Source organism: Mesorhizobium sp. P2_F8, assembly GCF_056403655.1.
Window position 1 is genome coordinate 357,656 of record NZ_JBFUFB010000003.1, and the last position, 26,654, is coordinate 384,309.

A 26,654-nucleotide genomic window follows, 5' to 3' on the forward strand; every position below is an offset into this window, starting at 1 on the left:
CTCGCGCCCGCCAACCCAAGAAGGAAAATCAGATGAGTTCAGAAAAAACAGCTGTCGTTGTGGCTGGCGGCAGCGGCATGGGTGCGGCGGCGGCGAAGCGCCTGGCGGCGGATGGCTTCAACGTCGCGATCCTGTCCTCGTCCGGCAAGGGCGAAGCGCTGGCCAAGGAGCTTGGCGGGCTCGGCGTCACCGGCTCCAACCAATCGAATGACGATCTGCAACGCCTCGTCGACCTGACGCTGGAGCGCTATGGCCGCATCGACGTGCTGGTCAACAGCGGCGGTCACGGGCCGCGCGCGCCGATCCTCGAGATCACGGACGAGCAGTGGCACACCGGCATGGATGTGTATCTGCTCAACGTCATCCGGCCGGTGCGCATCGTGGCACCGCAGATGGTCAAGCAGAAGGGCGGCGCCATCATCAACATCTCGACCGCCTGGGTGGTCGAGCCGAGCCCGATGTTCCCGACCTCGGCGGTGTTCCGCGCAGGGCTTGCCGCCTACACCAAGATCTTCGCCAACACCTATGCACCAGACAATGTGCGCATGAACAACGTGCTGCCCGGCTGGATCGACAGCCTGCCGGCCACCGAGGAGCGCCGCGACAGCGTGCCGATGCAGCGCTACGGCACCTCGGAAGAGGTCGCCGCGACGATCGCCTTCCTCGCGTCCGACGGCGCCGGCTACATCACCGGCCAGAACATCCGCGTCGACGGCGGCATCATCCGCGCTATCTGAGGCGCCGACCGGGAGGAGCACAATGTCCGACACCTATCTGCGCCTTGTGCCTCATGATCCGCACTGGCACCCCGACGAGCCGGCTGCCACCGCGGCCGTGAATGTTGCGCGCGGACTGTTCCCGCAGGCTGAGCATGTCGCCGTCGAATCCGAAGAGGGGGTGACGTTTTTCGACGCCGGAGCAAATACGGAAAGCGTCCATTGCCCGTTCTGCGGCGGCGACATCGAGGAATGGTGGGGCGGTGCCATGGACCAGGCCTTGGCGGCAGGCTTCGCCGACCTGTCCGTCACCACGCCGTGCTGCCAGAAGCCTGCGTCGCTGAACGATCTGCGCTACGTCTGGCCGGCGGCGTTCGGTGTCTGCGCGTTGACGGTCGTCAATCCGGGAGTGACCTCCTTGGCCAGCGAGCAGTTGCGGGCGATCGAGCAAGCCATGCGTTCGCCGCTGAAGGCGATCTGGCAGCGCCTCTGAGACGACGGATTCTGAATATTCCAAGGAGCAAGAAATGCGGCTTTTGATACTCGGCACCGGCTGGATGGCGCAGGAACATGCAAGGCGGTTCGGCGCCATCGAGGGCGTCGACATCGTTGGTGCCGTCGATGTCGATGCGGCGCGCGTCGGCGAATTCGCCGACGGCTTCAACATCCCCAACCGCTTCACCTCACTGGAGGAGGCGCTGAAATGGGGCGGCTTCGATGCGGTGGCCAATGTCACGCCGGACCGCATCCATCATCCCACCACCATGGCGCTGATCGCCGCCGGCAAGCCGGTGCTGTGCGAGAAACCGCTGGCCGAGAACTTCGGCAAGGCCACCGAGATGGCCGATGCCGCCGAGGCTGCCGGCATCGTCAACATGGTGAACCTCACCTATCGCAATGTCGCGGCGCTGCAGAAGGCCCGCCAGATGGTGCAAGCGGGCGAAATCGGCACGGTCAGACATGTCGAAGCGTCCTATCTGCAAAGCTGGCTGGTGTCGAAATTCTGGGGCGACTGGCACACCGATCCGAAATGGCTCTGGCGACTGTCGCGAGGCCATGGCTCGAATGGCGTGCTCGGTGATGTCGGCATCCACATCCTCGATTTCGCCAGCTATGGTGCCGCTCTCGACATCGACCATGTCTTCTGCCGGCTGCGCGCCTTCGACAAGGCGCCCGGCAATCGCATCGGCGACTACGAACTCGACGCCAATGACAGCTTCGCCATGACGCTGGATTTTTCCAACGGCGCCTTCGGCGTGGTGCATGCCAGCCGCTGGGCGACCGGCCATCTCAACGAACTGCGCCTGCGCATCTATGGCGACAAGGGCGGCATCGAGGTGGTGCACAATCTCGACGGCTCGCTGCTCAAGGCCTGCGTCGGCGACAATGTCGAGAACGCCAAATGGGAAGAGCTCGACGCCGGCTCGGTGCCAACCAACTACCAGCGTTTTGTCGACGCCGTCACCAGCGGGGTGCAGGGCGAGCCCAGCTTCCGCCACGCCGCCGGCCTGCAAAAGGTGCTCGACCTCGCCGTGGTGTCGGACGAGAAGCGGTCGGAGCTGAAGGCGAATGCCGACACGCAATAGGGTTTGTTAATATCCAAGTGATGCCGGCCTGCAAACGCTGGTTTTCTGCGCTTCCCGTGCTCACGTACTTGCCCCGTTGGTGCTGGTTATGCGGTCAAGGCATCTTGCAGTTCGGGCTGTTCGAAAAGCGTATGAAGCTCGGCTGCCGGCATTGGACGGCCAAAGAGCCAGCCCTGGACATCCGTGCAGCCATTCTCCCTGACCAGCCTGAACTGGTCCTCGGTCTCGACGCCTTCCGCGGTCGTGGTCATGCCAAGCGTTGCGCCGAGTTCGGCTACGGCCTTGACGATTGCCCGGCTTTCGCCGCTCTCGCACATCAGGCTGACGAAGCTGCGATCGATCTTGATGCGGTTGAACGGGAACGACCTGAGATAGCTCAGCGAGGAATAGCCGGTGCCGAAATCGTCCATGGCGATGCTGATGCCGAGGTCGCGCAGGCTGTACAGCGTGTTTATGGTGTTTTCATTGTGCGCCAGCAGCACCGATTCGGTGATCTCCAGCTCGAGCCGTGACGGCAGCAGGTTCGAAGCCGCGAGCGCCGCGGCAACCTGAAGCGGCAGCCCCTGCTGTTTGAACTGGGCGGGCGAGAGATTGACCGCGACCTTGACGGGCAGGGGCCATTTGGCGGCGTCGGCGCAAGCCCGCTGCATGATCCACTCGCCAAGCGTGTCGATGACGCCCGTCTCCTCGGCCATCGGGATGAATTCCGCCGGCGGCAGCAGGCCGAGGCGCGGATGGTTCCATCGCACCAGGGCTTCGAAGCCGGTGAGTTTCGAGGTCTTGGCGTCGTGCAGCGGTTGATAGTACACGACGAACTGCTCGTTTGTGACGCCGAGAGCCAGTTCGGATTCGAGTTGGCGCCGCTCCTGCAGTCTTGCGTCCATTCCCGGCTCGAACGACCTGCAGGTCCCACGGCCTTCCATCTTGGCTTTGTACAAGGCCAGGTCGGCATTGCGGATGAGGATTTCCGAACTTTGTCCGTCGTCCGGGAAGACAGCGATGCCGATGCTGCTGCCGATGTTGATCTTGTGGCCCTGTATCAAGAATTCGCCGGCCAGGGCATGAATGACCCGGCTCGCCAGCACACCCGCCTCGTCGTCGCCATCGATCAGGAGCTGGAGGATGACGAACTCGTCTCCCCCGGTTCGCGCGACCATGGCGGTTTCACCCGCCTGCTGCTTCAGGCGCCTCGCCACCGCACCGAGAACCTCATCGCCGATCGGATGGCCGAGGGTGTCATTGACCGGTTTGAAACGGTCGAGATCGACGCAATGGACGGCCAGCTTCTCGCCGTCCCTGAGGCTTCTCAGTGCCTCGTCCATCGTGTCGGCCAGGAGGCCCCGGTTGGGCAGGCCGGTGAGAATGTCATGCGTGGCAAGGTGCTGGATCTCGGCGGTGCGTTCCTCGACCCGCCGCTCCAAAGTCTCGGCGGCATTGGTCTGCATCATCATCGTGCGTCCGATCGCATACCAGCAGGCCAGCGCCAGCAGCGTGACCACCGCGACCGCCGCATAACCAGCCAGTTCGAATTGCCGCACCGACAGGGCGTCCATGTTGCTGTCGTATCTGCTGTTGGGGAAACCGGCCCAGAGACGCCAGGCGCTTCTGGGATCGTTGAGCGAGAGCGGGATGACTTCGGAATAGATCAGATTGGGGTCGGCCGCCGTGAAGGCACGGGAATCCGCCGCCAGGGCCGTCGACATCTTGTGCTGGTCGGATTCAAATCCGTAGCCTGAATTGACGATGACATAGTCGCTGCTCGGCAACAGTTTCCTAAGCGCCGAGGTGAGCATGATTGCCGAGACGGAGCCGCGCAGGCTGCCATCCTGGCCGAAGACCGGGACCGAAAGGATGAAACCGGAGCGATCCGCGTCATTGCCGGTGTGGATGAAATCTGTGTTGTCGCAGGTGATGAGCTCCTTGGTGCCGATGATCGGCACATTCAGCCCGTCAATGGCGCTCGAATTCGGATAGTTCGCCTTCAGCCAGGCGAGCTGTTTGGCCAGTTCCTGGTACTCATAGGTCTCGACTTCTTCGGCGGGCCGGGTCAGCGCGTTCTCGTCAAGCTTTGCGGACTTTGCGGCTGCAGCGTCGGACCGCGCCCTGGCATTCACGATCAGCTGGTCGAACTGGGGGATCGGCTCCTCGAGCTTTCCGGTCACGGCATCGAAGCGGTCGGGGTCGAAATCCAGCGGCAGGAAGTAGACCTCGGAAATGGAGACGTTGTTGGCGAGATTGTTGTAGATCTGCTGGATTGTCGCGCGGCCCTCGTCGCCGAGGTTGGTGCCATGCCGGTCGAGGTTTCGGACGCTTGGCAGGTAGCTCAGCGTTCGCACATTCTCGTAGACGGCCCGCAAGGCGTCTTCGACCGTCTTGGCGGTTGTCCTGGCTGCCGCCTGGGAGTTCTCGATGTAGCGTTCCTTGGCAAGCGCGAAGTTCCGCTGGGCGTCGATATGCAAGGCCGCCAGCATCGCTGCGCCGGTCACAAGGATCACAACAAATCCGACTGCTCGCCAGAATGCGTTCATCGGCGTCCCACCATCAATTGGTAAGGGATACCCCAGAGCAGTTTAGGAAGCGCTAATGAGTAAGCGCCAATAACCAATGCCCTTCCTTGCGGCCCCAGCGCCGCCACACACCAAATCCGGCAAGATCCATAAACCTGTTTTGCGGGTGCGAGAAAGCGGGATTGGGCATGCGCAAGGTCCAGGCAATCAGTTCGCCGGTACCGCCCCGGCCTGCTGATCGGCATCGGTCAGCGTTTGCAGGAAGGCGACGATGTCGTCGATTTCGGGGTCGGTCAGTGCCGGTTTGTCGCCGGGCTTCTTGCCGAAGGGCGGGTCATGGTTGAGGTTGGCCCAGTAAGCCTTTGGCAAATCGTCATTTTGCCGGATCGTGCCGTCGGCGTTCTTGGGATACCAATGGCCGGGATCGCTGTCGCGGCTGGCATAGAAGGCAACCGCGTCGCGCAGCGTGTGGAAGTAGCCGTTGTGGAAGAAGCTTTTGCGCAGCGCGACGTTGCGCAGCGTCGGCGTGCGAAACAGGCCGCAATACTCAGCCCGGCCATGGAAGTCGGTCCTGAGCGGCCCGCACAGGCCGAGATCGAAATAGGCGGGGTCGGCATCGGCCGGGATGGCCGGGTTGCGCGGCACGGCGACGGCGATCAGGCCGAAATCGGTGAATTGCGGCGGCTCGCCGTCATTGGCGGGTTCGCTCAGGTGGCAACTGGCGCAATTGCCCTTGGTTTCGTCCTCGAACAGCGCGCGCCCGCGCAATTCCTGCGCCGACAGCGTCGCCTTGCCGGCGAGGAAGGCGTCGTAGCGGCTGGAATAGGGATAGAAATCGGCGGCGCTCTGCTCGAAAGTGCCGAGCGCCTCGGCGGCGGCGTCGAAGGCGTCGTCCGGGTGGTCGAAAACGGTGTCGCCGAAGGCGGCCTTGAATTCATCGGCATAGGCGGTCTTGCGCAATCCGGCGGTGACGGCAGCGGCATCCTTGTTGGCCATCTCGAATGGCGACAGCAGCGGGATCTTGGCCTGGTCGCGGCCGCGGTCGGCGCGGCCGTCCCAGGTCAGGCCGCCGGTTGGGCCGTTGTCGACGCTTTCGTCGCCTTCATCCTCGGAATCGTAGAAATGCTCCGTGAAGGCTGGCACCGCCTGAAGGTAGCGAAGTGACGGCACGGCGCGCAGTCCGGGCTGGTCCAGCTTCGGACCGCCCATCTCGACCGGTGCCGCCGAGGCCGGACCGAAGGCATGGTGCGGATCATGGCAGGACGAGCAGGATTGTTTGCCTGAAGCCGACAGCGACGGGTCGAAGAACATCTTTCGGCCAAGCGCTGTCAGCGCCTGCGCCCGCGCGAAGGCATCCGCGCGCGACATCGGTCCGGGATGGACACTGCCGCTACCGGCGCTGACGGCGTTGCCGGGCAGGATGGTGGCGAGGCCAAACATCGATGCCGCGGCGGTCGCGATCATCAAGCCTTTCCATCGTCTTGCGGTCATAAGGTTCAGTCCGATTTGTTCCGCAATTAGGTCCGCACTGCAACGGATTGATGACCGGTCCACCCGCTCACGCAACCGTGTTCGGATGGGCGATAAATGTCACAAAGGTGACAAAGCATCGACCTAGCGTCCGAAGCCATGGCTCGTCGCCCCCAAGCCATGCACTGCCCTCTAGTCATCACCCTAGCCATGAGGACCTCCCATGACGCGGTTCACGCTTTTCACCTCGCTTTGCCTGGCCGGCACGGCGCTGGCCTCGATTCCGGCTACAGCCAACGCAGCCCCTCCCGGCTTCGACAAGATAGACACCGTCGTCGTCATCTATGCCGAAAACCGCAGCTTCGATAATCTCTATGGCGGCTTCCCCGGCGCCAACGGACTGGCCAACCTTTCGGCCGGCCAGGTGCGCCAGCTCGACCGCGACGGCAAGCCGCTGAGCGAACTGCCGCCGGCCTGGGGCGGCCTGACCGCCAAGGGCGTGACGCCGCCGGTGACCGAGGCGCAGACGGCCCATCTCAGCAATGCCAGCTTCGCCATCGACGACGCCAGCGGCTTCAACGAGAAGACCTCCGTCATCACGCGCGACCTCTGGCACCGCTTCTATCAGGAGCAGATGCAGATCGACGGCGGGAAGAACGACAAGTTCGTCGCATGGGCCGATTCCGGCGGCCTGGTGATGGGTCACTATGACGGCTCGGTGCTGCCGATGTGGGCGGTGGCGAAGAAATACGTTTTGGCCGACAATTTCTTCCAGGGCGCCTTCGGCGGCTCCTTCCTCAACCATATCATGCTCGCCTGCGCCTGCGTTCCGGTCTATCCAAATGCCGACACCAGCCCGGTCAAGGGGCAGATCGCCGTGGTCGAGGCCGATGGCACGACGCTGAAGGTCGCCGACAATTCGCCGGCCTCGGCCCTCGGCGGGGCGCCGAAATTCGTCAATGACGGCGCCATCACGCCAGACTTCCACGCCGTCAACACCATGCAGCCGCCCTATCAGCCGAGCGCCAACAAGCCGGCCGAAGGCGGCGACAAGGCACTGGCCGATCCGGCGCAGCCGACCACGCTGCCGCCGCAGCACGAGATCACCATAGGCGATCTGTTGTCGCTGAAGGGCGTCAGCTGGGCCTGGTATTCCGGCGCCTGGCAGGCAACGCTCGACGGCAAGAATGCGACGCCGGTGCCGAACTTCCAGTACCATCACCAGCCATTCAACTATTTCGCCGCTTACGCGCCCGGCACGGCCGCGCGGGCCGAACATCTCAGGGATGGCGGCCTCGACGGGACCGAATTCATCAAGGCGATCGACGACGGCAAGCTGCCGGCGGTGAGTTTTTACAAGCCGCAAGGCAATCTCAACGAGCATGGCGGCTACGCCGATGTGGCGAGCGGCGACCAGCATCTCGCCGACGTCGTCTCGCATCTGGAGAAGAGCCCGCAATGGAGCCATATGCTGGTCGTCACCTATGACGAGAATGGCGGTTTCTGGGACCATGTCGCGCCGCCGAAGGCCGACCGTTGGGGGCCGGGCAACCGCATCCCCGCCTTCATCATCTCGCCCTATGCGAAGATGGGTACTGTCGACCACACCCAATACGACACGACGTCGATCCTGCGCTTCATCACCGCGCGTTACGATTTGCCGGTGCTGCCCGGCATCGTCGCCCGCGACAAGGCGCTGCGCAACAACGACCAGCCGCCGATGGGCGATTTGAGCGCGGCGCTCGATCTCAGCCGCTAGGGCAACTCAAGACCTCGGTGCGGCGAGCCCCCTTTGCTCTAGCCGCCTGATCTCCGGATCAGGTCGCGGCCGATCGGCTTCGGCGCCTCGCTGCGCAGCACCAGCGCCGTGGTGACCGCGCCGTGGCGGGCCACCGCGTCGACGATGGTTTCAAGCTGCGCCGGCGAGGGGACGACCACTTTCAGGATGAAGCAGTCTTCGCCGGTCAGCCGGTGCACCTCGGTGATCTGCGGCATCTCGGCGAACTGCTTCAGGCAGGGCCGGATGTGCTCATGCGTGGTGCGCACCCGGATGATCGCCATCATGCCGAGGCCAAGTGCGGCGGGATCGATCACCGCGGTGTAGCCGGCAATGACGCCGCGCTCCTCCAGCCGTTTCACCCGCTCGGAGGTCGCCGGCTGCGACAGGCCGACCCGGCGGCCAAGCTCGGACATGCCGATGCGGCCGTTTTCCTGCATGGCTTCGACAATGGCGATGTCGGTCGGGTCGAGCGGCGCGCGCTCATCGTTGTTTTTCATGATCACCTTGAATCCATCGGACAAGCCGTGACTTTTCCGATGATTTCCCATTTCCGGGGCCCTGGCAAGACACCACCATGCTCCTTCAATAGATAGGAGCAAGGCGACATGACGCATTTCATCATCCTGCCCGGCAGCGGCGGTTCGGGTCCAGCCCACTGGCAATCGCGCTGGGAAAGCGCCAATCCGGCGATGCGGCGGTTCCAGCCCTCCAGCTGGGACCTGCCGGATTTCACCGACTGGCTGGCAGCGCTCGAGGCTGCCGTGATCGAGGCGCCGGAGCCGCCGGTCCTGGTCGCGCACAGCCTGTCCTGCCTGCTGATCGCGCATTGGCAGAAGATCTCGCGGCGCCCGGTCCAGGCGGCCTTGCTGGTCGGTGTTCCCGATCCGACGGCGGTCGTGTTCCCGGCTTACGGGATGGCCTTTGCCAAAATTCCCGAGGGCCGGCTGCGGTTTGCCTCGCTGGTGGTGACCAGCACCAACGATCCCTATGGCGCTGCGGACTATGCCGAGGCGAGGGCGAAGCAGTGGGGCAGCGGCCTTGCCGTCATCGGCGCGTTCGGCCACATCAATGCGCAGAGTGGTCTGGGCGACTGGCCGGAAGGTGCTGCGCTTCTCGACGGTCTGGTTTCGGAGGCTCGAGGCTAGCTTCAGCCGCCGTTGACCAGGGCAAGGATGAGTTTTTGCAGATTGCCGCCCTGGCCGAGTTCGATGCGGTCGAAATCGCGGCTCGCCTGTCGCTGTGCCTGAGACAGTCCGGACAGGCGCTTCGTCATCTCGGCGCGGATCTTGCTGCATTTGGGGTCGTCGGCGACGCTGAGGCCGACGGTCGCCGCTTCGATCTTGCGCACCATGTCGACAATGGTTGCGCCGTGGACCTTCTCATGGGCGCTGACGCCGGCAATGAAAACCTCCCAATTCTTCTGGATTGCTGGCGGCAGTGGCGAGGAGGGGCTGGGCAAGGTGTAGGTGATGATGAGCTTCGGCCGTGCCGAGACCAGCACGCAGGCTCCCGCTCGCGCCTGATAGTCCCTGGTCCAGGTCAGCTTGAAATTGGTGTGGGCGATGGCGCGGGCAATGCCGACCTTCGGTCCGTTGTCGCCGATCGAGCGGTAGAGCTCCGGCCCGGACTGGCCTGATATGGCGTAGGTCTCGACCTTCTCGACCGGCTTCCAGTCGGCATGGGCGGCGAGCGGCAAGCCCAACAGGGCGGCCAGCGACAGGCACAGACGAACACAGGCTCTCAACACCGCTCTCCGCACAATCAGGACCGCACGCCGCGACGGGCTATGCCACGGAACCGCTTTTCCTATAGAATGCCGATGGGCGCGGCCGCAAATGCCTGAGGGGGGAAGTCATGAGATATCTGATCGTCGCGGGTATGGTGGCGGCCTTGCAGGCCGTACAGCCGGCGTCGGCCGCGTCCTGCGGCGGCTGGAGCGCTGAGATGGAGGAGGACGAGGGCGGCAGCGTGCTGACCGCCTCGGTCTGCGGCGGGCCGAAAGGCGATGCGCATCTGATGCTGGCATGTTTCGACACGCCGGTGCTGAGCTACGACCTCGGCGCCACCGGCCAGCAACTGGAGCCGGGCATCAGCGGCGCGTTCGACTTCAAGGCCGACGGCAAGACGGTGACGAAGACGCTGCAGCTCGAAGCCATGTACAACTACTTCGTGGTGAACCTGGCCAAAGCCGATCCGCTGCTGGATCTGCTGCGTGGGAAAGGCGATGTGCTGGTCAGCGCCGCAAAATATGGCCAGACCAGTTTCCCGCTGAAGGGCTCGAGCGCGGCAATCGGCAAGGTGCTGGCGCAGTGCGGCAAGGCTAAGGCTGGCGATGCGGATTGATGGTGGGGGCTGGAGGCGCATTGGCTCCGACATCTGCGATTGGCCTTCAGACCCCAAACCTTCGTCATCCTAGGGCGGAGCAGGAGCGAAGCGACGTCGCGGAGACCCTAGGATCCATGCCGTGACGCCGGCCGAAGAATGCAACGGATCGGGATGTTCGGCTGAAGAATTGCCCGGTAGCCTTGGCCTATGACCGGCTATGTTTACATGACTGCAAGCCAGAAGGGCGGCACCATCTATATCGGTGTTACCAACGATCTCGGCCGCCGCATGCCAGAACACAAATCCGGCGAGGGTTCGCGTTTCACCAGCCGCTACGGCGTGCAGCGGCTGGTCTGGTACGAAGAATATTTCGATATCACCGATGCCATCCAGCGCGAGAAATCGCTGAAGCGTTGGTCTCGTCAATGGAAGATCGAACTGATCGAAAAGGCCAATCCGGAGTGGTTCGAGCTGTTTCGTAGCACGGGGTGGTAGGGCGCTCGATCCTGGACCGCTTTGGTCCGTCGCAGGCGTCACGGCATGGATCCTAGGGTCTGCGCGACGTCGCTTCGCTCCTGCTCCGCCCTAGGATGACGAAGGGAGGGTGCTACCGCCTCCCCCTTTCGTTTTCGGACGTGCTTCGGGGGCGCCATGCCTTGTCCCTCAGGGGGAGAAGGAGAGTCCGCTTGCCGCCACCGGCACTGCGCCGTAAGTCATGCACCATGATCGAATTCCGCCGAGCGCAAGCGTCCGACCTGCCTGATATCGTCGCCATGCTGGCCGACGATCCGCTGGGCGCCGGCCGTGAGGACGTCTCGCTGCCGCTGGCGCGCGGCTATGTCGATGCCTTCAATGCCATCGACGCAGATCCCAATCAGCTGCTGGCGGTGGCCGTGGACGGCGCCGAAGTGATCGGCACCTTGCAGATCACCTTTCTTGCCGGCCTCTCGCACAAGGGCGCCTGGCGCGGGCAGATCGAGGCGGTCCGCATCGCCAGCCACCGGCGCTCAGGCGGGATCGGCAGGCAGATGATCGAATGGGCGATCGGAGAATGCCGGGCGCGCGGCTGCAGCCTGGTCCAGCTCACCACCGACAGGTCGCGCGCGGACGCGCACCGCTTCTATGAGGATCTCGGCTTCACCGGCAGCCATCTCGGCTACAAGAAGACCTTGTGAAGTTCGGCGTGGTTCCGGGCCGGCGCCAACTGGCGTATAGCGGAAGGCTGTCAGGCTCTATTCAAATTGCCGGGAAGAGCTGATATAGGTCAGCTAGGTTGACCTATATCAAAATTGTCGCGGGAGGCGCGCCTTGACCTTGATGAATCTGCTGGCTTCGCGCTCGTCGCGCATGAAGGCGTCCGAAATCCGCGAACTCCTGAAGCTGCTCGACCAGCCCGACATCATCTCGTTTGCCGGCGGCATTCCCGATCCGGCGCTGTTTCCGGCCGAGGCGATCCGCGACGCCTATGCCTCGGTGCTCGGCGGCGGCGAGGCGGGCGCGGCGCTGCAGTACCAGGTTTCGGAAGGCTATCTGCCGTTGCGGCGCTGGCTGGCCGGGCAGATGGGCAAACTCGGCGTCGCCTGCGACGAGGCCAACATCTTCATCACCTCCGGCTCGCAGCAGGCGCTCGATTATCTCGGCAAACTGTTCCTGTCGCCGGGCGATACCGCACTGGTGACATGGCCGACCTATCTCGGCGCGCTGCAGGCGTTCAACGCCTACGAGCCGCGCTACGACCGGCTGACGGTCGAAGGCGGCAACATGACGCCGGCGGCCTATCACGCGGCCGCCGCCGCGAATGGCGGCAAGGTCAAGTTCGCCTATCTGGTGCCGGATTTCGCCAACCCGACCGGCCAAACCTTGAACCGCCAGCAGCGCGAGGCGGTGCTCGACCTCGCCGGCGAACTCGACAGCGCCGTCATCGAGGACGCCGCCTATCGCGCGCTGCGCTATGACGGCGAGGGCGTGCCGCCGATCCTGGCGCTCGACTGTGCTCGCTCCGGCTCTATCGACAAGGCGCGCACGCTCTATTGCGGCTCGTTCTCGAAGATCCTCTCGCCAGGCATGCGTGTCGGCTGGGTCTGCGCGCCGCGCCATATCGTCGAGAAGCTGGTGCTGATGAAACAGGCCTCCGACTTGCACAGCCCGTCGATCAACCAGGTGGTGATGCACCGCGTCGCCGAAGCCGTATTCGACGGCCAGGTGGAAAAGCTCATCGGCGCCTACCGCGAGCGCCGCGACGGCCTGCTCGCAGCACTTGAAGCCAACATGCCTGAAGGCGTGAGCTGGAGCCGCCCGGAAGGCGGCATGTTCGTCTGGGCTACGCTGCCAGAGGGCGCCGACGCCACGGCACTTCTGGCGCGAGCGGTGAAGGAGGCGCGCGTCGCCTTCGTGCCTGGCAGCGCGTTCTTTGCCGACGCAACCGGGCGCAATACGCTGCGGCTCTCCTTCACGCTCGCCGACCGGCGCGCGGTGAGCGAGGGCATACCGCGGCTGGCGGCCATCCTGAAGGGGTGAAGCCCGCGCCGGGCGCACCTATGCCGCCACGTTCACCATGTGATTGAGCTTCGAAAGCCGGCTGCGAGCCAGCTTGCGGATTGGCTTTTCGAACTCTTCCTCGCCGGTTTCGACGACGAAGACCAGTGTCATGAAATCCAGCATGAATTCGTCGATAGCCGTCGCGATCTTCTGCGATCTGCCCTTGAAGCGATGCAGCAAGGCGTTTGCTTCTTCGACATCGTCGACGCCGGCGCTGTCGACCAGCGCCTCAAGCCTCTGAAAACTGTCCAATTTGATTCCTCCCAGCCGCGCCTCAAAACTTGCCTTGGCGGGGAAAGTTCCGGCGGAGAGGGGTTTTGCGAAAAGAAATCGCCTGCACGCTTGAATTTGCGTGAATTCGACGACCCCGTTGGCAATCTTTTTTGTTCGAGTGGAACCTCTGCGGCACATAAAAGTTGTCACCGTGTCTGACCCCCCGTCAGACATCTGAAAGCTCGGTACCAGCTTTCCAAAGGCCCGTCGGATCCCCCTCCCGGCGGGCTTTTCCGTTTGAAGGATCGACCGCGGGCTCCATGGCCGGACGTGTGGTGGGACCTGGCGGTCGGCAGGCACCTGTGTTGACGCCGCCCTGCGCGGACCTAAGTTCGCAAGCTCACAAGGAGGAATTTTCATGGAACTGCATCGCGGCCGGCTTATCGATCATATCCAACTCGTGGTGAGGGACCTCGCCGCCAGCCGGCGTTTCTACGAGGCGGTCCTGCAGGTACTCGATGTGCCGATCGGCGGTGTCGACGACGACTATTTCTGGGCCGACGAACTGTTCGTTTCCAGCGCCGACAGCCGGGCGGCGCAGGGAAAGCTCACCGGCCGTCATCATCTCGCTTTCCAGGCAAGGGACCACGCCATGGTCGATGCGTTCTACAAGGCCGGGCTCGCAGCCGGCGGCACGGACAATGGCGCGCCGGGCGAGCGGCCCTATCATCCCGGCTACTACGCCGCCTTCCTGCTCGATCCGGACGGCAACAACATCGAGGCGGTGCATCACGGCCCGGCAAAGCGCAGCGCCGCGTCCGTGACGATCACCTTCTGAGAGACTATTGGGAAATTCTACTCCGGCGGCCATCTAACGGCGTCTTCTGCGCTTCCGGTGCTCACAGACCCAAATGTCCGCGGCGCTCCGGGCCTCGAAGCCTCAACCGCCAGAGCGAATGTCGAAACGGTCTCTGAGCGGGTTTCCAATCGCCGTGTATCCTCGTTTACGAGAATCCGAATCTGATCGAGGAAGCGCATGAGCCCACTGTCTGAAACCGTGCCGTTTTTCAGCCAGTGGGAAACGCCGGACATGACCATGGAGGTGCTCGCCGAAGGTGCTGAAGTCGCGCTGCGGCGCGATCCGCTGTGGCAAAATTCGGGGGCTGAGACACCGGACGAATACGCAGTCTGGGCCGCCAATATCTGCGGCATGGCGTGCCTGAAGATGATCCTGGCGACGCGCGGCGAGATCGTGCCGACGATCGAGCTCGCCAGGCGCTGCACCTCCTATGGCGGCTATGTCGTCAACGAGGGATCGATCAAGGGGCTGATCTATGCACCCTTCGTCAGCTTCGTGCGGGAGACCTTCGGCCTGCGGGCCGAAGTGATAACCAATGTCGCGACATCGGACATTCCGGCGATCCTGGCGCGGTCGCGGTTCTTCATCGCCTCGGTCAGCAGCTGGATCCGCTGGCCCGAGCGCGAGCCGCCGGCGAAGGGAGGCCATCTGGTGCTGGTCACCGCGGCGTCGGACCAGGGTTTCCGCTTTCACAATCCGTCCGGCCATACCAGCGCCACACAGGAGAACGCAGTGTTGGCACCGGTCGATTTCGACCGCTTCTTCGCCAATCGCGGCATTGCGGTTGCCATTTGATTTTTTGACAGTTGAGGGATTTCGATGACGGGCAAGACAAGGGTGGCCATCCTCTATGGCGGGCGTTCGGCCGAACATGACGTGTCGCGCCTTTCGGCCGCCAATGTGCTGAAGGCAATCGACCGGACGCGCTACGAGATCGTGCCGATCGCCATTTCCAGGGACGGCAGATGGCTGCTGCAAGCTTCGTCCCTCGGCGATGCGGCAGGGGCTCCGGTGTCCGAGGACGGCGTGGAGGTCGCGCTGTTGCCCGGCGGCAAGGGAACGCTGGTCGCCGTGTCGCGGGATGGAACGCAGCCCGACCCCGTCGATGTCGTCTTTCCCGTGCTGCACGGGCCGTTCGGCGAGGACGGTTCGGTGCAGGGCTATGCGGAAGTCGCCGATGTCGCCTATGTCGGTTGCGGCATCCTCGCCTCGGCCGCCGCAATGGACAAGGATGTCGCCAAGCGGCTGATGCGCGAAGCCGGCCTTGCCGTCGCGCGCTCCGCCACCTTGCTGGGTGGCGAGCCTGTGTCCTTCGACGACGTCAGGGCAAGGCTGGGTCTGCCGGTCTTCGTCAAGCCGGCGCGCCAGGGCTCGTCCTTCGGGGTGAGCAGGGCTGTCGACGGCGCCAGTTTCGCCGACGCCGTCGAGGCGGCTTTCCATCATGATAACAAGGTTTTGGTGGAAGAATTTGTCGAGGGACGTGAGATCGAGTGCTCGGTCCTGCAGCGGGCCGACGGCACGTTGACGGTGTCGCTGCCCGGCGAGATCATTCCGGCCGGCAAGCACGGCTTCTACACCTATGAGGCCAAATATCTCGATGCCGACGGCGCGGTGGTCAAGGTGCCCGCCGATGTCCCGGCCGCGGTTGCCGACATGGCACGCGACATGGCACGGCGCGCCTTCCAGGCGCTCGGCTGCGAAGCCATGGCGCGCGTTGATTTCTTCCTGCGCGCCGACGGTTCGCTGCTCGTCAACGAGGTCAACACCATTCCCGGCTTCACCGACATCTCGATGTATGCCAAGGCGCTGGCGGCATCAGGCACAGGCTACAGCCACACCATCGACGTGCTAATCGAGCACGCGCTGGCCAGGCATGGCGCGAGAACGGTCTAAAATCTTCGCCGGGGAACGCTGATGGCGGCCGCCTGATCGGGCCTTTACGGGATGTGAGGCGGCGGGTTTTCCGCCGCCCCCATCTTACCGGTCACGGATGATGATGGAGATGCCTTTCGGCATCGACTTCGCCAACCGTAAAGCTCTGGAAGCCTGGCATGAGCTGCCATATGGCCGCAAGGCCGATGATCAGATAGGCCAGGCGGGCCAGCATGGCGCCGCCGAGGACAGTCCCGATTACGTCATAGCCCGTTACACCCATGGACAGGAAGTTGAGACCGCCAAGGATGATCAGGGCGAGTGTGACGAGGTTCATGTTACGCATAAACGCCTCCTAAGGTTGCCTGACAAAAAGACGTCTGAAAAAAAACGCCTTCCGTTTCAAACGGTTCCTTCGATCACGAAATTGTGAACGACCGCTATTGTCCGTGAATGCAACCAGCCTACCCGACCCGGCTTACTCGACCAGGATATGCGCCTCGCGCGCGGCCTCGACAAACGCCTCCCTGGCGATATCGGGGGACACCTCGCCGCTCGTTGCCCGGCGGCAGGCGCGTAGCGCGGACTGATGTTTCAGGCTGCCGGCATCGCGCCAATGTGTCGTGAGCAATTCGATGGCCTGCTCGGTGTTGGACAGGTTGCGGGTGGACCCGGTGACGCCGACCGAAACCACCACGGGTTTGGAGAACCATGCGGTTTGCATTGGAACCTCGACTGCGTTGCAGTCGTAAACGCTTCTGGCGGCGCGAGGTTGCATCGCCGCCAATCACTGTAGCGTGAGGATCGTCGCCCAACTTTGGCTTATGGATACTTTGTCGTGGCGGGGGGGCTCGGCTCGCCCTCGAGTTCCTTCGGCAGCGGCAAACTTGAGCACCGCAAATGGATTTCGCGGGCGAAGATCTTTCGCTCCTTTTGCTCGTGCTCTTTGATGGCTGCGGCCAGCCCCAGTCCGTAGGGCCCAAGGAACACACCAGTCCCCCAACCGGGATGCTCTTTTTCGCGAGCATCATAGTTCGAAGCGTCGACACGGGCCTGTTGACATTCCGGCGATACCCATTTCGGGTCTTGCGTCGAAAGCGACGCTCCATATTCGACAGGAGAGCTCACACATCCAGTTGCTGCCGTGGCCAACGCGACTAACACTGCAAGTCTCATGCCGGGTCTTCTCCAGAGGATTTTCGAAAGTACACAGAACCGTCCCTGCGACAAGGGGACAGCTATGGTCAGACTGGGGGAATACAGTTCTCGGTGCAGTTGATCTACCGAGGGACATGAATTTTCTTTTCTGGCCCAACGTGCTCGTTCTACCCCATCGCCAGGGCGCGGCCGGGATAGCACTGGCCGGAGATTTCCCGGCGCCATTGCTTCGTCGCGCGGCCATCTCGCGCCATCCCGATCATCGACCTGCAGCCGGTGACGAGCAGTTCGTCACCGGCGAAAGTTGCACGCCGGCTCAATATGCCCGATCATGACCGTTGGCAGGGGAGAGACCAAGTGGCGACCAATCGTCGAAACGGCATGGCGTCTCCGGCGCATGGGTTGGAGGACATTCTTTCGGCCGCCGCGCCCCACCCGCGAACCTCATTGCCCAATGTGGCAACCACCGTCACGACGGTGGCGGCGCTGTATTTCGGACGCGAGGTTTTCCTGCCGATCGCCATCGCGCTGTTGCTGACCTTCGCGCTCGCGCCGCTGGTCGCGGCGCTGAAACGCGTCGGCATCCCCAGGATCGCGGCTGTCATCGTCAGCGTTCTCAGCGCTTTCGCGGCACTCGCCCTGTTCAGCTTCATTGTCGCCTCGCAGGTCAGCGAACTGGCACAGAACATCCCGACCTACCAGATCAACATCCTGACCAAGATCCGTTCACTCAAGGAAACCGGCGTCGGGGGAGGCATCATTGCCAGGTTGAGCGACGTGGTCGAGCGTGTCGGACAGGAGATAGACAGGCAGGACGCTTCGCCGCCCGCGGCCACTCCGGACAAGCCGGCGCGCGAGCCGGTGCCCGTCGTGATCGTCGCGCGCCAAAAGCCGCTCGAAGTCCTGCAGAGCATCGTCGGTCCGCTGATCAGCCCGCTCGGATCGGCCGGACTGATCATCGTCGTGGTTATTTTCATGCTGCTCGAACGGGAGGATCTGCGCGACCGCTTCATCCGGCTTGTCGGCTATGGCGACCTTCACCGCACCACCGAGGCGCTGCAGGATGCAGCCAAACGGGTGGGCCGCTATCTGCTCATGCAGTTGGTCGTCAACATCGTCTACGCCATACCGATTGCGCTCGGACTGTGGATCCTCGGCATTCCCAATGCACTGCTGTGGGGGCTGCTGGCGCTGGCGCTGCGTTTCGTTCCCTATATCGGTCCGGCCATCGGCATGCTGCTGCCGCTGTTCCTGGCGCTGGCCGTGGCACCCGGCTGGTCGCTCGTCCTGTGGACGGCCGCCCTGTTCGTGGTGATGGAATTGGTCACCGGCAACGTCGTCGAACCCTGGCTTTACGGCTCGCGAACGGGGCTGTCATCGCTGGCGATCATCGTGGCCGCCATCTTCTGGACCTGGCTCTGGGGGCCGCTCGGACTGGTCCTGTCGACGCCGCTCACTGTCTGCCTGGTGGTGCTGGGCAGACACGTGCCGCAGTTCGAATTCCTCGACGTGTTGTTCGGCAACGAGCCCGTGCTCGAGCCCCATGCGCGCCTCTACCAGCGGCTGCTGGCTGGCGATCCGGAGGAAGCCACCGACCACGCCGAGGAGATGCTGGAAGAGAAGTATCTGTTCGAATTCTACGACAAGGTGGCCATTCCGGCACTTCTGCTGGGCGAGCGCGACCGTGTGCGCGGCGTCATGGGCGACCTGCAAAGACGGCAGGTGGCGGACAGTGCCCTGACGCTGGTGGCCAACCTCGACGATGAGGCGCAACAGGAAGCGGCCGAGGAGGATGACCCGGCCGAGGCCGGGGAGCCCGGCGATAATGGCGATGGCGCCGGCGTGGACGAGGCCGACCTGCCCGATGGCGCTGACATGTCGGTGCTTTGTGCCGGTGGGCGTGGCGAGCTCGACGATGCCGCGGCCGCGATGCTGGCGCAGGTGCTGCAAGTGCAGGGTGCGACAGCATCGAAAGCGGGCTTCGCCGAGATGGAACCGGCGAGCATCCGCCGCCTTGAGCTCGATGCCATCGACACCGTCGTGATCAGCTTCCTGAACCGGGATTCCGTCAAGCACGCGCGTTTCCTGGTTCGCCGGCTGAAGCGTGCGAAGGCGGCGCTGCGGGTGGGCATCGTGTTCTGGTCGGAAACCGGCAATGACGACAAGGAGGCCACCGCCAGGCTGGCCCAGGACATGAACGCGGATTTCGTCGCCCATGGCATGGTCGACGCCGTGGTCGGCGCGCTGTCAAACGAGCCGCCGGTTGCCCTCAAGCTCGTCACCAAACGCCGCATGCGCCGGCAGCGGGCCGCGCCCAAAAAGGTTCAGGCAGCAACCGCGAGCTAGGGGCGTCTTGGCACCGGGCGCACCGGCGCGATTTACGCGCAGCAAATACTCGCTCGCCCTGACCGGCGGGACGCGGGGTCCGATCTCGACGACCTTGGTCCCGCTGGTGCCATCCTTCGGTCCAAGCGTGAACAACCAGGAACCTGCAAGGTCACGGTTTTGATGCCTCCAGTGCGTAGTCGCAGTAATGGAAGCTGGCGAGATAGCCGGGGAGTACGCGCATGAACTCCTGTTGATGGGTCCAAGCTCTGCACTCGGCCATGGAAGTCATGGGTTTCACTTGGGGGATCCTGATTAGCTCCCCCTGGTCGGTCAGAAGGATTGTGACAGCGATGGCGGTGAACATGCAGTCGTCCATCGACCTAAGGCTGGCGGCATAGTAACCGCCGGGGTTGGGACGGACGTCGTCTGAGGCCGCCTCGATGACATGGTCAGAGCCGCAGAGTTTCGCGATGCGGGAATCCGCTTTCGCAGCCGTTGGCGCTGTCACGAGAAGAGCGAGAGCGATGATGAGCTTGGCGCGTTTCATGTCGTCCTCCCATCCAATCCGGCACTGGTGGGATCACTTGGAGGCGAAGGCCGAAAGGGATAAGCTAGGGAGCGCGCCAAGAGGGTGAAATGTCCCGAAAGGCTCCTGAAATTGACCCGAAACCTGCTGAAACGATCACATTCGGCGGTCTTTTCTCGCTGACGAAAAGCAAACAACTCCGAACCGTCGAAGGTAAAGCGGTCGATCTTCGCAGCCAGTCCACCGAGGTGCTCTGCGTGCTCGCGGCGCGACCGGGCGAGATCGTGTCCAAGGACGCGCTGATGCGCGCGGTCTGGCCCGATACCTTCGTGACCGACGACAGCCTGACCCAATGCATTGCCGATATTCGCCGCGCATTGGGGGACGACGCGCATGCGATCGTGGAAACCTTGCCAAGGAGAGGCTACCGGCTGAATGCCGATCCATCCGACGCGGCGGACCCAAACGCCGCTGCCGGCACGGAACGTGCGAAGACACGATTATCGCAGCGCGGCTTCATTCTGGTTGCAGTCGTTCTCGTCGCGGCAGCGATCGGCGCATACTACGGCGCGGAAACATGGCGAGGCGCTCCAGTTCGTTCGAGCGACATGCCGAGGATTGCAATCCTTGCCTTCGACGACTTCAGTGCTGGCGGGGACAAGGGATATCTCAGTGATGCCGTCGCCGAGGGGATCATTACCGAGCTTGCGCGGAGCAAGACTTATGCCGTCATCGCCCGGAACTCGAGCTTCAGGTACCGCGACAAGCCCATCGACACCAGGCAGATCGGAGATGAACTCGGCGTCGACTACCTGCTCGAAGGCAGCCAGCAGAAGATCGGAGACCGGCTGAAAGTGACCGCCCAGTTGCTGAATGCGCATGACGGATCGCATGTCTGGGCCAACACCTACAACCGCGAGATCGGCGATCTTTTCGTCGTCCAGGAGGAAATCATCCGCACGCTTGCGGAACGGGTCGGACGCAGGATCGAGCGCCCTCTGCCACAGAGCGGTTCTGCCAGGGTCAGTGCGCTCCACTATCACCTGATGGGGATCGCCGAGATTCGAGAGAATTTCTCGGCTGCGAGGAACGAGCTGTTTCGGCAGTTGAACCTCAAGGCGATCGAAGAGGATCCGAACTCGCAGTTCGGCTATATCGGGCTGGCTTGGTCCTATCGCAACGATGCGATGTTCGGCTGGAACGAGCAGGACCGTGACGAGGCGTTGAACCGCGCGGCCGAATACGCCGACGAGGCCATCGTGCTCGCTCCTGATGACGCTGAAGCGCATAATATCCGCGCCAGCATCCACACCGAAGCCGGCGAGGTGGAGCAGGCCCTTGCGCAGTTCGATCAGGCAATCGCCCTGAACCCGAGCAACTCGGATATCCTGGTCCGCAGCACGGATCTGCTACTCTATGTTGGTCGTACAGACGAAGCGATCGATCGCATCAGGCAGGCCATGGGTATCGATCCTTTCTACCCGGACGACTTCAACTGGCAGATGGGCTGGGCGCTCTGGGAAAAGAACGATTGCGGGGCCGCGCTGGCCGCTATGCGGAAAATGTCCACAATCCCGATCGGCGCGCACCGAATGCTTGCGGGAATCCAAGCATGTCTGGGAAACAAGCGCGAGGCAAAGGAAGCACTTGCGGTTTTCCTCCAGAACACTCCCAGTGAATCCATCAGTAAAGAACGCAGGGAGTGGGGCAAGATTTGGACCGCACCCGGAAGCCTCGACCGCTGGATCGAACACATGCGGTTCGCTGGGTTGCCGGAGTGACGGCCGACCGTATGCGGCCCGGCAGACGTCCGATTGGCCGCATAAAAACCGTTGAAGCCTTTGTGTTGCGGGCGGTGGTTGCCCTCAAAACCAAGATCATCCTTTGCAGGAATATTGGGTGCGGGAAAGTCGGCCATGGGGCCGACTTGCGCCAGTCAGCCGAGGGTCATGGCATTTCTAAAGGAACGCTAATATACATGGACGCTCAAAGGAGCAGCGCCTGCCAGATAGTTGAGGAAGGCCATGCGAAGGTTCATCGTCACGGCGGTGTGTATCGCCGCCGCAACAGTCGCCAGCGCCCATGATTGGTACGAAAACAAGTTCGATCCGCAGACGAAATTCAAGTGTTGCGGTGGTTCTGATTGCCGCGCCATACCTCGTTCTTCGGTGCGGATGAGGGGCGACGGCGGTTACATTTACCTGCCGCATAACTTCATCATCCCACGGGACCGCGTGCAGGAATCCCCGGACGACCAATACCATATCTGCGAGAATACCTACGTCGTAACCAATCAGCTGTATTTGCGTTGTTTTTTCGCGCCGCGCGTGAAGATCTCCCTACTCCTCCCAGGTTAAGGTCAATACTGCGCGTCGCTACCGGGATCGTTGCTGCGCCGCGCCGATAAAGCCGCGCCCGGCGCGACGAATTCGTAACCTACTTGGCGGCCGTCTCCGATGGCGCCTCTGCCGGCCCCGAAGGCGCGGCCTCGGCACGGGGCTTGCGCCGTGAAAACAGCGACCTGAGCGTGACGTAGAACACCGGCGTCAGGAACAGGCCAACGAAGGTGACGCCGAGCATGCCGGAGAACACCGCGGTGCCGAGCGACTGGCGCATTTCCGCGCCCGGGCCCGTTGCGATCATCAGCGGCACGACGCCGAGGATGAACGAGAAGGCGGTCATCAGGATCGGCCGCAGCCTGAGCCGGCAGGCTTCGACGGCAGCCTCGGCGGCCGACAGGCCGCGTTCCTCCGCCTGCCGCGCGAATTCGACGATCAGGATCGCGTTCTTGGCGGCAAGCCCGATCAGCACGATGAGGCCGATCTGCACGAGGATGTTGTTGTCCAGGCCTCGGAAAGACACGCCGATCAACGCCGCGAGCACGCCGAGCGGCACCACCAGCACAATGGCGAACGGCAGCACCCAGCTTTCATATTGCGCCGCCAGCGCCAGGAACACGAACAGCACCGACAGTCCGAAGATATAGACAGCGGCATTGCCGGTGTTGCGCTCCTGATAGGCGAGCTCGGTCCATTCATAGGAGGTACCGGCCGGCAGCGTCTTTGCCGAGATCCCTTCCATCAATGCCAGCGCGTCGCCCGTGGAAACGCCGGGCGCGGCGTTGCCCTGCAGCGGCACCGAGACGTACATGTTGTAGCGCTGGACCAGCGCCGGGCCGGTGACGTCGCGGATCTCGATCAACGTGCCGAGCGGAACCAGCGCGCCGGTCGCCGAGCGCACCTTCAGTTTCAAGATGTCGGCGCGATCGAGGCGGAACGCCTGGTCGGCCTGCGCCCGCACCTGGTAGACGCGCCCGAAAGCGTTGAAGTCGTTGACGTAGGCGGTGCCCAAATTGATCGACAGCGTCTCGAAGATGTTGGGGATCGGCACGTTCAGGATGCGCGCCTTGTCGCGATCGATCGCCAGGAAGAATTGCGGGCTCGACGCGGAGAACGTCGTGAACACGCCCGTCAGCCCCGGCGTCTTGTTGGCCTGGCCGGCGATGTCGTTGGCAAGCGCCAGGACCTGCCGCATGTCGGCGCTGTTGCGCTCCTGGATCAGCAGCTTGAAGCCGCCGGCATTGCCGACGCCGCGGATCGGCGGCGGCGGCAGTGCGATGATGAAGGCTTCCTTGATGGTTTGCAGGCTGCCGAACAGATTGCCGATGACCTTGGTCGCCGACTGGCCGGCTTTCAATCGCTCGTCAAACGGCTTGAACCTGGCGAAGATCACGCCCGCATTGCTGGCGTTGGTGAAGGTCGCGCCGGAGAAGCCGGCGAAGGCGACTGCGTAGTCGACGCCTGGCGTTTTCTGGATGATCTGCGACGCCTGCTTAATGACCGCATCGGTCCTCGACAGCGAGGCGCCGTCCGGCAGTTGGACGACGACGATCGCATAGCCCTGGTCGAGCGTCGGAATGAAACCGCGCGGCACCGCCTGCACCATGTAGACCGTGGCGCAGATGAGGGCAGCGAAAACGGCCAGCATGGCGCCGATCGTTATCCACGAGCCGACCAGAACGCGGATGATGCTCGAATACCAATGGGCGACCCTGTCGAAGCCGCGATTGAAGCCGTCGGCGAGCGCGCGTGCGAACCGTGCCAGGAAAAAGCGCGGCGGCGCCGCCGCGGCGTGGTGCGGCTTGAACAGCAGTGCGGCCAGCGCCGGCGAAAGCGTCAGCGAATTGAATGCCGAGATCGCCGTCGACACCGCGATGGTGATCGCAAACTGCAGGTAGAACTGCCCAGAAATGCCGGGGATGAAGGCTGTCGGTACGAACACGGCTATCAGCACCAGCGAGATCGCGATGACCGCCGTTCCGACTTCGTCCATGGTCAGGTGCGACGCTGGATTGGGCGCCAGCCCTCTGGCGATATTGCGCTCGACGTTCTCGACCACGACGATCGCATCGTCGACGACGATGCCGATCGCCAGAACGAGGCCGAACAGCGTCAGCATGTTGAGCGAGAAGCCGGCGGCGTAGAGCACCGCCAGCGTGCCGATCAGCGACACGGGGATCGCCACGATCGGCACGATCGCCATGCGCCACGATTGCAGGAAGACGATGATGACGATGATGACAAGCACCATCGCCTCGAGGATCGTCTTGTAGACCTCCTGGATCGACTCCGCGACGAACTCGGTCGGATTGTAGACGATGTCGTAGCTCAACCCCTTCGGGAAGTCGCGGGAAAGCTCCTTCATCTTGTCCTGGATCTGCGCGGCTGCGGCGAGCGCATTGGTGCCCGGCCGCTGGAAGATGGCGAGCGCCACCGCCGGTTTGCCGTTGAGATAGGAGTTGGTGACGTAATCCTTGGCGCCGAGCTCGATGCGCGCCACGTCCTGCAGCGAGATCAGGCGGCCGTCGTCGGCCGATTTGACGATCACGTATCGGAAGTCGCGTGCGTCGTTGAAGCGGCCTTGCGTGGTGACCGTGTATTGGAACGCCGTGCCGGTATTGGTCGGCGGCGCACCGATCGAGCCGCCCGACACCTGGACGTTCTGGTCGCGCAGCGCCTGCACCACATCGCCCGAGGTCATCCCCAGGGCGGACAGTTTTTCCGGATCGAGCCAGATGCGCAGCGAATATTCGCGTTCGCCGAAGATGGTGAGGTCGCCGACGCCGTCGAGTCTGAGCAGTATGTCGCGCACCTGCGAGCGGGCGTAGTTCGAGACGTAGAGCTGGTCGTAGGTATTGTCGGGCGACAGCATGTGCACGACCATCATCAGGTCGGGCGAGCTCTTGGTGGTGGTGATGCCGAGGCGGCGGACTTCTTCGGGCAGGCGCGGCTGGGCGATCGACACGCGGTTCTGCACCAGCACCTGCGCCTGGTCGAGATCGGTGCCCAGCTTGAAGGTGATGGTCAGCGCCATTGCCCCGTCGCCCGACGAATAGGACGACATGTAGAGCATGCCCTCGACGCCGTTGATCTCCTGCTCGATCGGCGTTGCCACCGTCGCTGCGATCGTCTCGGCGTCGGCGCCCGGATACTGCGCGCGAACGACGATGGTCGGCGGCGCGATCTCGGGATATTGGGCGACCGGCAGCTGGGTATAAGCAATCCCGCCGAGGATCAGCAGGACGATCGAAACGACCGATGCGAAGATCGGACGGTCGACGAAGAAATGTGCGAACCTCATTGCTGCAACCCGGCGGTCTCGGCCTTGGGCGGCAACGTCACCATCTCGACCTTCACCTTGGTGCCGGGCCTGGCGTGCATCAGCCCGTTGACGATGATCGTCTCGTCGCCGGTCAGGCCCTGGCGGATCACCCGGTAGCCGTCGAGAAGCGGGCCGGTGCGCACGGGCTTCGCCGTCACCATCCCGGCCTCATCCACCAGGAACACGATGCGGCGATCCTGATCGGCGCCGATCGCCTCGTCGGGCACCAGCACGCCGCTATGCGGCAGCGACCCCGGCACGTTGATGCGCCCGAACATGCCTGGCTGGAGAATGCCGTCGGCGTTGGGAAACGTTGCACGCACCCGCATGGTGCCGGTCGCGTTGTCGATCCGGTTCTCGGCAAAATCGAGCTTGCCTTTGAATACCGCCTCCGCGCGGTCGGCGACGCGAACCACCACCTCGAGCCCGCCGTCGCCTTCCTGCATGCTGCCGCCGCGCTCCTTCGCGTCGCGGGCGTAGCTGAAATACAGGCGCTCATCGACGTCGAAATAGAAGTCGATCGGATCGCGCGTAACGATGGTCGTCAGCAAGGTGGAATCCGGCTGCACGAGGTTGCCGACCGACACCAGCCGGCGGTCGATGCGGCCGGACAAGGGCGCCTTGATCTCGGTGAATTCCATGTTCAGGCTGGCCGTCCTCAGCGCAGCCGCCGCGCCCTGCATCTGCGCCTGCGCCGAAAGGTATTCCCGTCGGCGGTCGTCGACGGTCGAGGTTGAGATATTGCCGGTCTTGGCGAGTTCGTCGGCGCGATCCAGCTGCATCTTGGAGAATTCGAGCAGACTCTTGGCGACGTCCACTTGTGATTTGGCGGCATCATAAGCCGCCTGGTACGGACGCTGGTCGATGGTGAAGAGCAGGTCGCCCTTGTTGACCAGTGCGCCGTCCTGGAAGCTGACCTTGTCCAGATAGCCGCTGACGCGCGAGCGGATGGCGACCTGGTCGACGGCTTCGAATCGCCCGACGAACTCGTCGTCTTCGACGATTTCACGGACCACCGGCTTGGCCGCCGTCACCACGGGTAGCGGCTGGTCCTGCGCAAACGCAGTGCTGCTGAAAGCCATGCCGAGCAGGAATGCCGCCGACACGGCGGCGCG

The 26,654-nt window shown here is 63.4% G+C and carries 26 protein-coding genes; 15 read left to right on the forward strand and 11 right to left on the reverse strand.

Going from position 1 to position 26,654, the window contains the following annotated elements; translation table 11 throughout:
• Positions 1 to 32: 32 nt before the first annotated feature.
• From AC1DZP_RS09040 to AC1DZP_RS09050, 3 genes are read left to right on the forward strand one after another with little or no spacing between them, the layout of a single operon-like run.
• Entirely contained in the window at positions 33 to 737 is a 705-nt protein-coding gene (locus AC1DZP_RS09040) for an SDR family oxidoreductase (RefSeq protein WP_457150686.1), read from the forward strand.
• A gap of 22 nt (positions 738 to 759) precedes the next feature.
• Positions 760 to 1,209: a hypothetical protein gene (locus AC1DZP_RS09045; RefSeq protein ID WP_477301694.1), complete on the forward strand. Its 450-nt coding sequence runs from the start codon at positions 760 to 762 to the stop codon at positions 1,207 to 1,209.
• Between the two features lie 34 nt (positions 1,210 to 1,243).
• Positions 1,244 to 2,302, forward strand: coding sequence for a Gfo/Idh/MocA family protein (locus AC1DZP_RS09050; protein ID WP_457150688.1), 1,059 nt, complete (start codon positions 1,244 to 1,246; stop codon positions 2,300 to 2,302).
• A gap of 86 nt (positions 2,303 to 2,388) precedes the next feature.
• On the opposite strand, the gene AC1DZP_RS09055 is transcribed toward AC1DZP_RS09050, so the two are convergent.
• Together AC1DZP_RS09055 and AC1DZP_RS09060 are read right to left on the reverse strand one after the other, a co-directional pair.
• Entirely contained in the window at positions 2,389 to 4,830 is a 2,442-nt protein-coding gene (locus AC1DZP_RS09055; RefSeq protein WP_477301696.1) for a putative bifunctional diguanylate cyclase/phosphodiesterase, read from the reverse strand.
• 186 nt (positions 4,831 to 5,016) lie between these two features.
• The gene (locus tag AC1DZP_RS09060; RefSeq protein ID WP_477302201.1) at positions 5,017 to 6,249 is read right to left on the reverse strand and encodes a cytochrome-c peroxidase; all 1,233 of its coding nucleotides are present in this window, start codon (positions 6,247 to 6,249) and stop codon (positions 5,017 to 5,019) included.
• A 253-nt stretch (positions 6,250 to 6,502) separates the two neighbouring features.
• Between AC1DZP_RS09060 and AC1DZP_RS09065 the strand changes: the two genes are divergently transcribed.
• Entirely contained in the window at positions 6,503 to 8,038 is a 1,536-nt protein-coding gene (locus tag AC1DZP_RS09065; protein WP_477301698.1) for an acid phosphatase, read from the forward strand.
• 38 nt (positions 8,039 to 8,076) lie between these two features.
• Here the strand turns inward: AC1DZP_RS09065 and AC1DZP_RS09070 are convergent, their stop codons facing one another.
• A complete protein-coding gene (locus tag AC1DZP_RS09070; RefSeq protein ID WP_095091783.1) occupies positions 8,077 to 8,556 on the reverse strand; it encodes an Lrp/AsnC family transcriptional regulator in 480 nt (159 codons plus the stop codon).
• A 108-nt stretch (positions 8,557 to 8,664) separates the two neighbouring features.
• On the opposite strand from AC1DZP_RS09070, the gene AC1DZP_RS09075 reads away from it, so the two are divergent.
• Entirely contained in the window at positions 8,665 to 9,204 is a 540-nt protein-coding gene (locus AC1DZP_RS09075; protein WP_477301701.1) for an RBBP9/YdeN family alpha/beta hydrolase, read from the forward strand.
• 2 nt (positions 9,205 to 9,206) lie between these two features.
• On the opposite strand, the gene AC1DZP_RS09080 is transcribed toward AC1DZP_RS09075, so the two are convergent.
• Entirely contained in the window at positions 9,207 to 9,803 is a 597-nt protein-coding gene (locus AC1DZP_RS09080) for a DUF922 domain-containing Zn-dependent protease (protein ID WP_245331366.1), read from the reverse strand.
• Positions 9,804 to 9,913: 110 nt separating this feature from the next.
• Between AC1DZP_RS09080 and AC1DZP_RS09085 the strand changes: the two genes are divergently transcribed.
• The 4 genes from AC1DZP_RS09085 (at position 9,914) to AC1DZP_RS09100 (ending at position 12,901) form a co-directional block, all read left to right on the forward strand.
• Positions 9,914 to 10,402 carry a hypothetical protein gene (locus AC1DZP_RS09085; protein WP_477301702.1) on the forward strand — a complete coding sequence of 163 codons (489 nt, stop codon included), beginning with the start codon at positions 9,914 to 9,916 and terminating at the stop codon, positions 10,400 to 10,402.
• Positions 10,403 to 10,591: 189 nt separating this feature from the next.
• Complete coding sequence (locus tag AC1DZP_RS09090; RefSeq protein WP_477301704.1) at positions 10,592 to 10,879, forward strand: GIY-YIG nuclease family protein; 288 nt, start codon at positions 10,592 to 10,594, stop codon at positions 10,877 to 10,879.
• Between the two features lie 227 nt (positions 10,880 to 11,106).
• Positions 11,107 to 11,559 carry an N-acetyltransferase family protein gene (locus AC1DZP_RS09095; protein ID WP_477302203.1) on the forward strand — a complete coding sequence of 151 codons (453 nt, stop codon included), beginning with the start codon at positions 11,107 to 11,109 and terminating at the stop codon, positions 11,557 to 11,559.
• Positions 11,560 to 11,701: 142 nt separating this feature from the next.
• Entirely contained in the window at positions 11,702 to 12,901 is a 1,200-nt protein-coding gene (locus tag AC1DZP_RS09100) for an aminotransferase-like domain-containing protein (protein ID WP_477302205.1), read from the forward strand.
• A gap of 18 nt (positions 12,902 to 12,919) precedes the next feature.
• On the opposite strand, the gene AC1DZP_RS09105 is transcribed toward AC1DZP_RS09100, so the two are convergent.
• Positions 12,920 to 13,174 carry a hypothetical protein gene (locus AC1DZP_RS09105; protein ID WP_245331368.1) on the reverse strand — a complete coding sequence of 85 codons (255 nt, stop codon included), beginning with the start codon at positions 13,172 to 13,174 and terminating at the stop codon, positions 12,920 to 12,922.
• Positions 13,175 to 13,553: 379 nt separating this feature from the next.
• Between AC1DZP_RS09105 and AC1DZP_RS09110 the strand changes: the two genes are divergently transcribed.
• The 3 genes from AC1DZP_RS09110 (at position 13,554) to AC1DZP_RS09120 (ending at position 15,887) form a co-directional block, all read left to right on the forward strand.
• The gene (locus tag AC1DZP_RS09110) at positions 13,554 to 13,973 is read left to right on the forward strand and encodes a VOC family protein (protein ID WP_477226842.1); all 420 of its coding nucleotides are present in this window, start codon (positions 13,554 to 13,556) and stop codon (positions 13,971 to 13,973) included.
• A gap of 198 nt (positions 13,974 to 14,171) precedes the next feature.
• A complete protein-coding gene (locus AC1DZP_RS09115) occupies positions 14,172 to 14,789 on the forward strand; it encodes a C39 family peptidase (RefSeq protein ID WP_477301706.1) in 618 nt (205 codons plus the stop codon).
• A gap of 24 nt (positions 14,790 to 14,813) precedes the next feature.
• On the forward strand, positions 14,814 to 15,887 hold the full coding sequence (locus tag AC1DZP_RS09120; RefSeq protein WP_477226843.1) for a D-alanine--D-alanine ligase family protein: 1,074 nt from the start codon (positions 14,814 to 14,816) through the stop codon (positions 15,885 to 15,887).
• 91 nt (positions 15,888 to 15,978) lie between these two features.
• On the opposite strand, the gene AC1DZP_RS09125 is transcribed toward AC1DZP_RS09120, so the two are convergent.
• The 3 genes from AC1DZP_RS09125 to AC1DZP_RS09135 all read right to left on the reverse strand — a co-directional run bounded on the left by AC1DZP_RS09125 (position 15,979) and on the right by AC1DZP_RS09135 (position 17,042).
• Complete coding sequence (locus AC1DZP_RS09125) at positions 15,979 to 16,212, reverse strand: DUF378 domain-containing protein (protein ID WP_095091343.1); 234 nt, start codon at positions 16,210 to 16,212, stop codon at positions 15,979 to 15,981.
• A 132-nt stretch (positions 16,213 to 16,344) separates the two neighbouring features.
• Positions 16,345 to 16,590, reverse strand: coding sequence for a DUF982 domain-containing protein (locus tag AC1DZP_RS09130; protein ID WP_095091344.1), 246 nt, complete (start codon positions 16,588 to 16,590; stop codon positions 16,345 to 16,347).
• 98 nt (positions 16,591 to 16,688) lie between these two features.
• Positions 16,689 to 17,042, reverse strand: a complete 354-nt coding sequence (locus AC1DZP_RS09135; protein ID WP_095091345.1) for a hypothetical protein — start codon at positions 17,040 to 17,042, stop codon at positions 16,689 to 16,691.
• Between the two features lie 339 nt (positions 17,043 to 17,381).
• Between AC1DZP_RS09135 and AC1DZP_RS09140 the strand changes: the two genes are divergently transcribed.
• Positions 17,382 to 19,370 (forward strand): AI-2E family transporter, encoded by a 1,989-nt coding sequence (locus tag AC1DZP_RS09140; protein WP_477301708.1) that lies wholly within the window; start codon positions 17,382 to 17,384, stop codon positions 19,368 to 19,370.
• Between the two features lie 151 nt (positions 19,371 to 19,521).
• On the opposite strand, the gene AC1DZP_RS09145 is transcribed toward AC1DZP_RS09140, so the two are convergent.
• Complete coding sequence (locus tag AC1DZP_RS09145; protein ID WP_477301710.1) at positions 19,522 to 19,899, reverse strand: hypothetical protein; 378 nt, start codon at positions 19,897 to 19,899, stop codon at positions 19,522 to 19,524.
• Between the two features lie 89 nt (positions 19,900 to 19,988).
• Between AC1DZP_RS09145 and AC1DZP_RS09150 the strand changes: the two genes are divergently transcribed.
• On the forward strand, positions 19,989 to 21,659 hold the full coding sequence (locus AC1DZP_RS09150) for a winged helix-turn-helix domain-containing tetratricopeptide repeat protein (RefSeq protein WP_477301712.1): 1,671 nt from the start codon (positions 19,989 to 19,991) through the stop codon (positions 21,657 to 21,659).
• Between the two features lie 243 nt (positions 21,660 to 21,902).
• Complete coding sequence (locus AC1DZP_RS09155; protein WP_457153404.1) at positions 21,903 to 22,235, forward strand: hypothetical protein; 333 nt, start codon at positions 21,903 to 21,905, stop codon at positions 22,233 to 22,235.
• 79 nt (positions 22,236 to 22,314) lie between these two features.
• On the opposite strand, the gene AC1DZP_RS09160 is transcribed toward AC1DZP_RS09155, so the two are convergent.
• Together AC1DZP_RS09160 and AC1DZP_RS09165 are read right to left on the reverse strand one after the other, a co-directional pair.
• Complete coding sequence (locus tag AC1DZP_RS09160) at positions 22,315 to 25,518, reverse strand: efflux RND transporter permease subunit (protein WP_477301714.1); 3,204 nt, start codon at positions 25,516 to 25,518, stop codon at positions 22,315 to 22,317.
• Positions 25,515 to 26,621, reverse strand: a complete 1,107-nt coding sequence (locus AC1DZP_RS09165; protein WP_477302207.1) for an efflux RND transporter periplasmic adaptor subunit — start codon at positions 26,619 to 26,621, stop codon at positions 25,515 to 25,517. Before AC1DZP_RS09165 ends, AC1DZP_RS09160 begins: the two co-directional genes overlap by 4 nt.
• Positions 26,622 to 26,654 lie beyond the last annotated feature (33 nt).

Bases quoted from the DNA above. Each gene is read 5' to 3' on its own strand.
- AC1DZP_RS09085 (WP_477301702.1), top strand. From the start codon at position 9,914: ATGAGATATCTGATCGTCGCGGGTATGGTGGCGGCCTTGCAGGCCGTA.
- AC1DZP_RS09115 (WP_477301706.1), top strand. From the start codon at position 14,172: ATGAGCCCACTGTCTGAAACCGTGCCGTTTTTCAGCCAGTGGGAAACG.
- AC1DZP_RS09100 (WP_477302205.1), top strand. From the start codon at position 11,702: ATGAATCTGCTGGCTTCGCGCTCGTCGCGCATGAAGGCGTCCGAAATC.
- AC1DZP_RS09145 (WP_477301710.1), bottom strand. From the start codon at position 19,899: ATGAAACGCGCCAAGCTCATCATCGCTCTCGCTCTTCTCGTGACAGCG.
- AC1DZP_RS09160 (WP_477301714.1), bottom strand. From the start codon at position 25,518: ATGAGGTTCGCACATTTCTTCGTCGACCGTCCGATCTTCGCATCGGTC.
- AC1DZP_RS09040 (WP_457150686.1), top strand. From the start codon at position 33: ATGAGTTCAGAAAAAACAGCTGTCGTTGTGGCTGGCGGCAGCGGCATG.
- AC1DZP_RS09125 (WP_095091343.1), bottom strand. From the start codon at position 16,212: ATGCGTAACATGAACCTCGTCACACTCGCCCTGATCATCCTTGGCGGT.
- AC1DZP_RS09090 (WP_477301704.1), top strand. From the start codon at position 10,592: ATGACCGGCTATGTTTACATGACTGCAAGCCAGAAGGGCGGCACCATC.
- AC1DZP_RS09135 (WP_095091345.1), bottom strand. From the start codon at position 17,042: ATGAGACTTGCAGTGTTAGTCGCGTTGGCCACGGCAGCAACTGGATGT.
- AC1DZP_RS09150 (WP_477301712.1), top strand. From the start codon at position 19,989: ATGTCCCGAAAGGCTCCTGAAATTGACCCGAAACCTGCTGAAACGATC.
- AC1DZP_RS09165 (WP_477302207.1), bottom strand. From the start codon at position 26,621: ATGGCTTTCAGCAGCACTGCGTTTGCGCAGGACCAGCCGCTACCCGTG.
- AC1DZP_RS09130 (WP_095091344.1), bottom strand. From the start codon at position 16,590: ATGCAAACCGCATGGTTCTCCAAACCCGTGGTGGTTTCGGTCGGCGTC.
- AC1DZP_RS09075 (WP_477301701.1), top strand. From the start codon at position 8,665: ATGACGCATTTCATCATCCTGCCCGGCAGCGGCGGTTCGGGTCCAGCC.
- AC1DZP_RS09110 (WP_477226842.1), top strand. From the start codon at position 13,554: ATGGAACTGCATCGCGGCCGGCTTATCGATCATATCCAACTCGTGGTG.
- AC1DZP_RS09065 (WP_477301698.1), top strand. From the start codon at position 6,503: ATGACGCGGTTCACGCTTTTCACCTCGCTTTGCCTGGCCGGCACGGCG.
- AC1DZP_RS09155 (WP_457153404.1), top strand. From the start codon at position 21,903: ATGCGAAGGTTCATCGTCACGGCGGTGTGTATCGCCGCCGCAACAGTC.
- AC1DZP_RS09055 (WP_477301696.1), bottom strand. From the start codon at position 4,830: ATGAACGCATTCTGGCGAGCAGTCGGATTTGTTGTGATCCTTGTGACC.
- AC1DZP_RS09120 (WP_477226843.1), top strand. From the start codon at position 14,814: ATGACGGGCAAGACAAGGGTGGCCATCCTCTATGGCGGGCGTTCGGCC.
- AC1DZP_RS09060 (WP_477302201.1), bottom strand. From the start codon at position 6,249: ATGTTTGGCCTCGCCACCATCCTGCCCGGCAACGCCGTCAGCGCCGGT.
- AC1DZP_RS09095 (WP_477302203.1), top strand. From the start codon at position 11,107: ATGATCGAATTCCGCCGAGCGCAAGCGTCCGACCTGCCTGATATCGTC.
- AC1DZP_RS09050 (WP_457150688.1), top strand. From the start codon at position 1,244: ATGCGGCTTTTGATACTCGGCACCGGCTGGATGGCGCAGGAACATGCA.
- AC1DZP_RS09070 (WP_095091783.1), bottom strand. From the start codon at position 8,556: ATGAAAAACAACGATGAGCGCGCGCCGCTCGACCCGACCGACATCGCC.
- AC1DZP_RS09045 (WP_477301694.1), top strand. From the start codon at position 760: ATGTCCGACACCTATCTGCGCCTTGTGCCTCATGATCCGCACTGGCAC.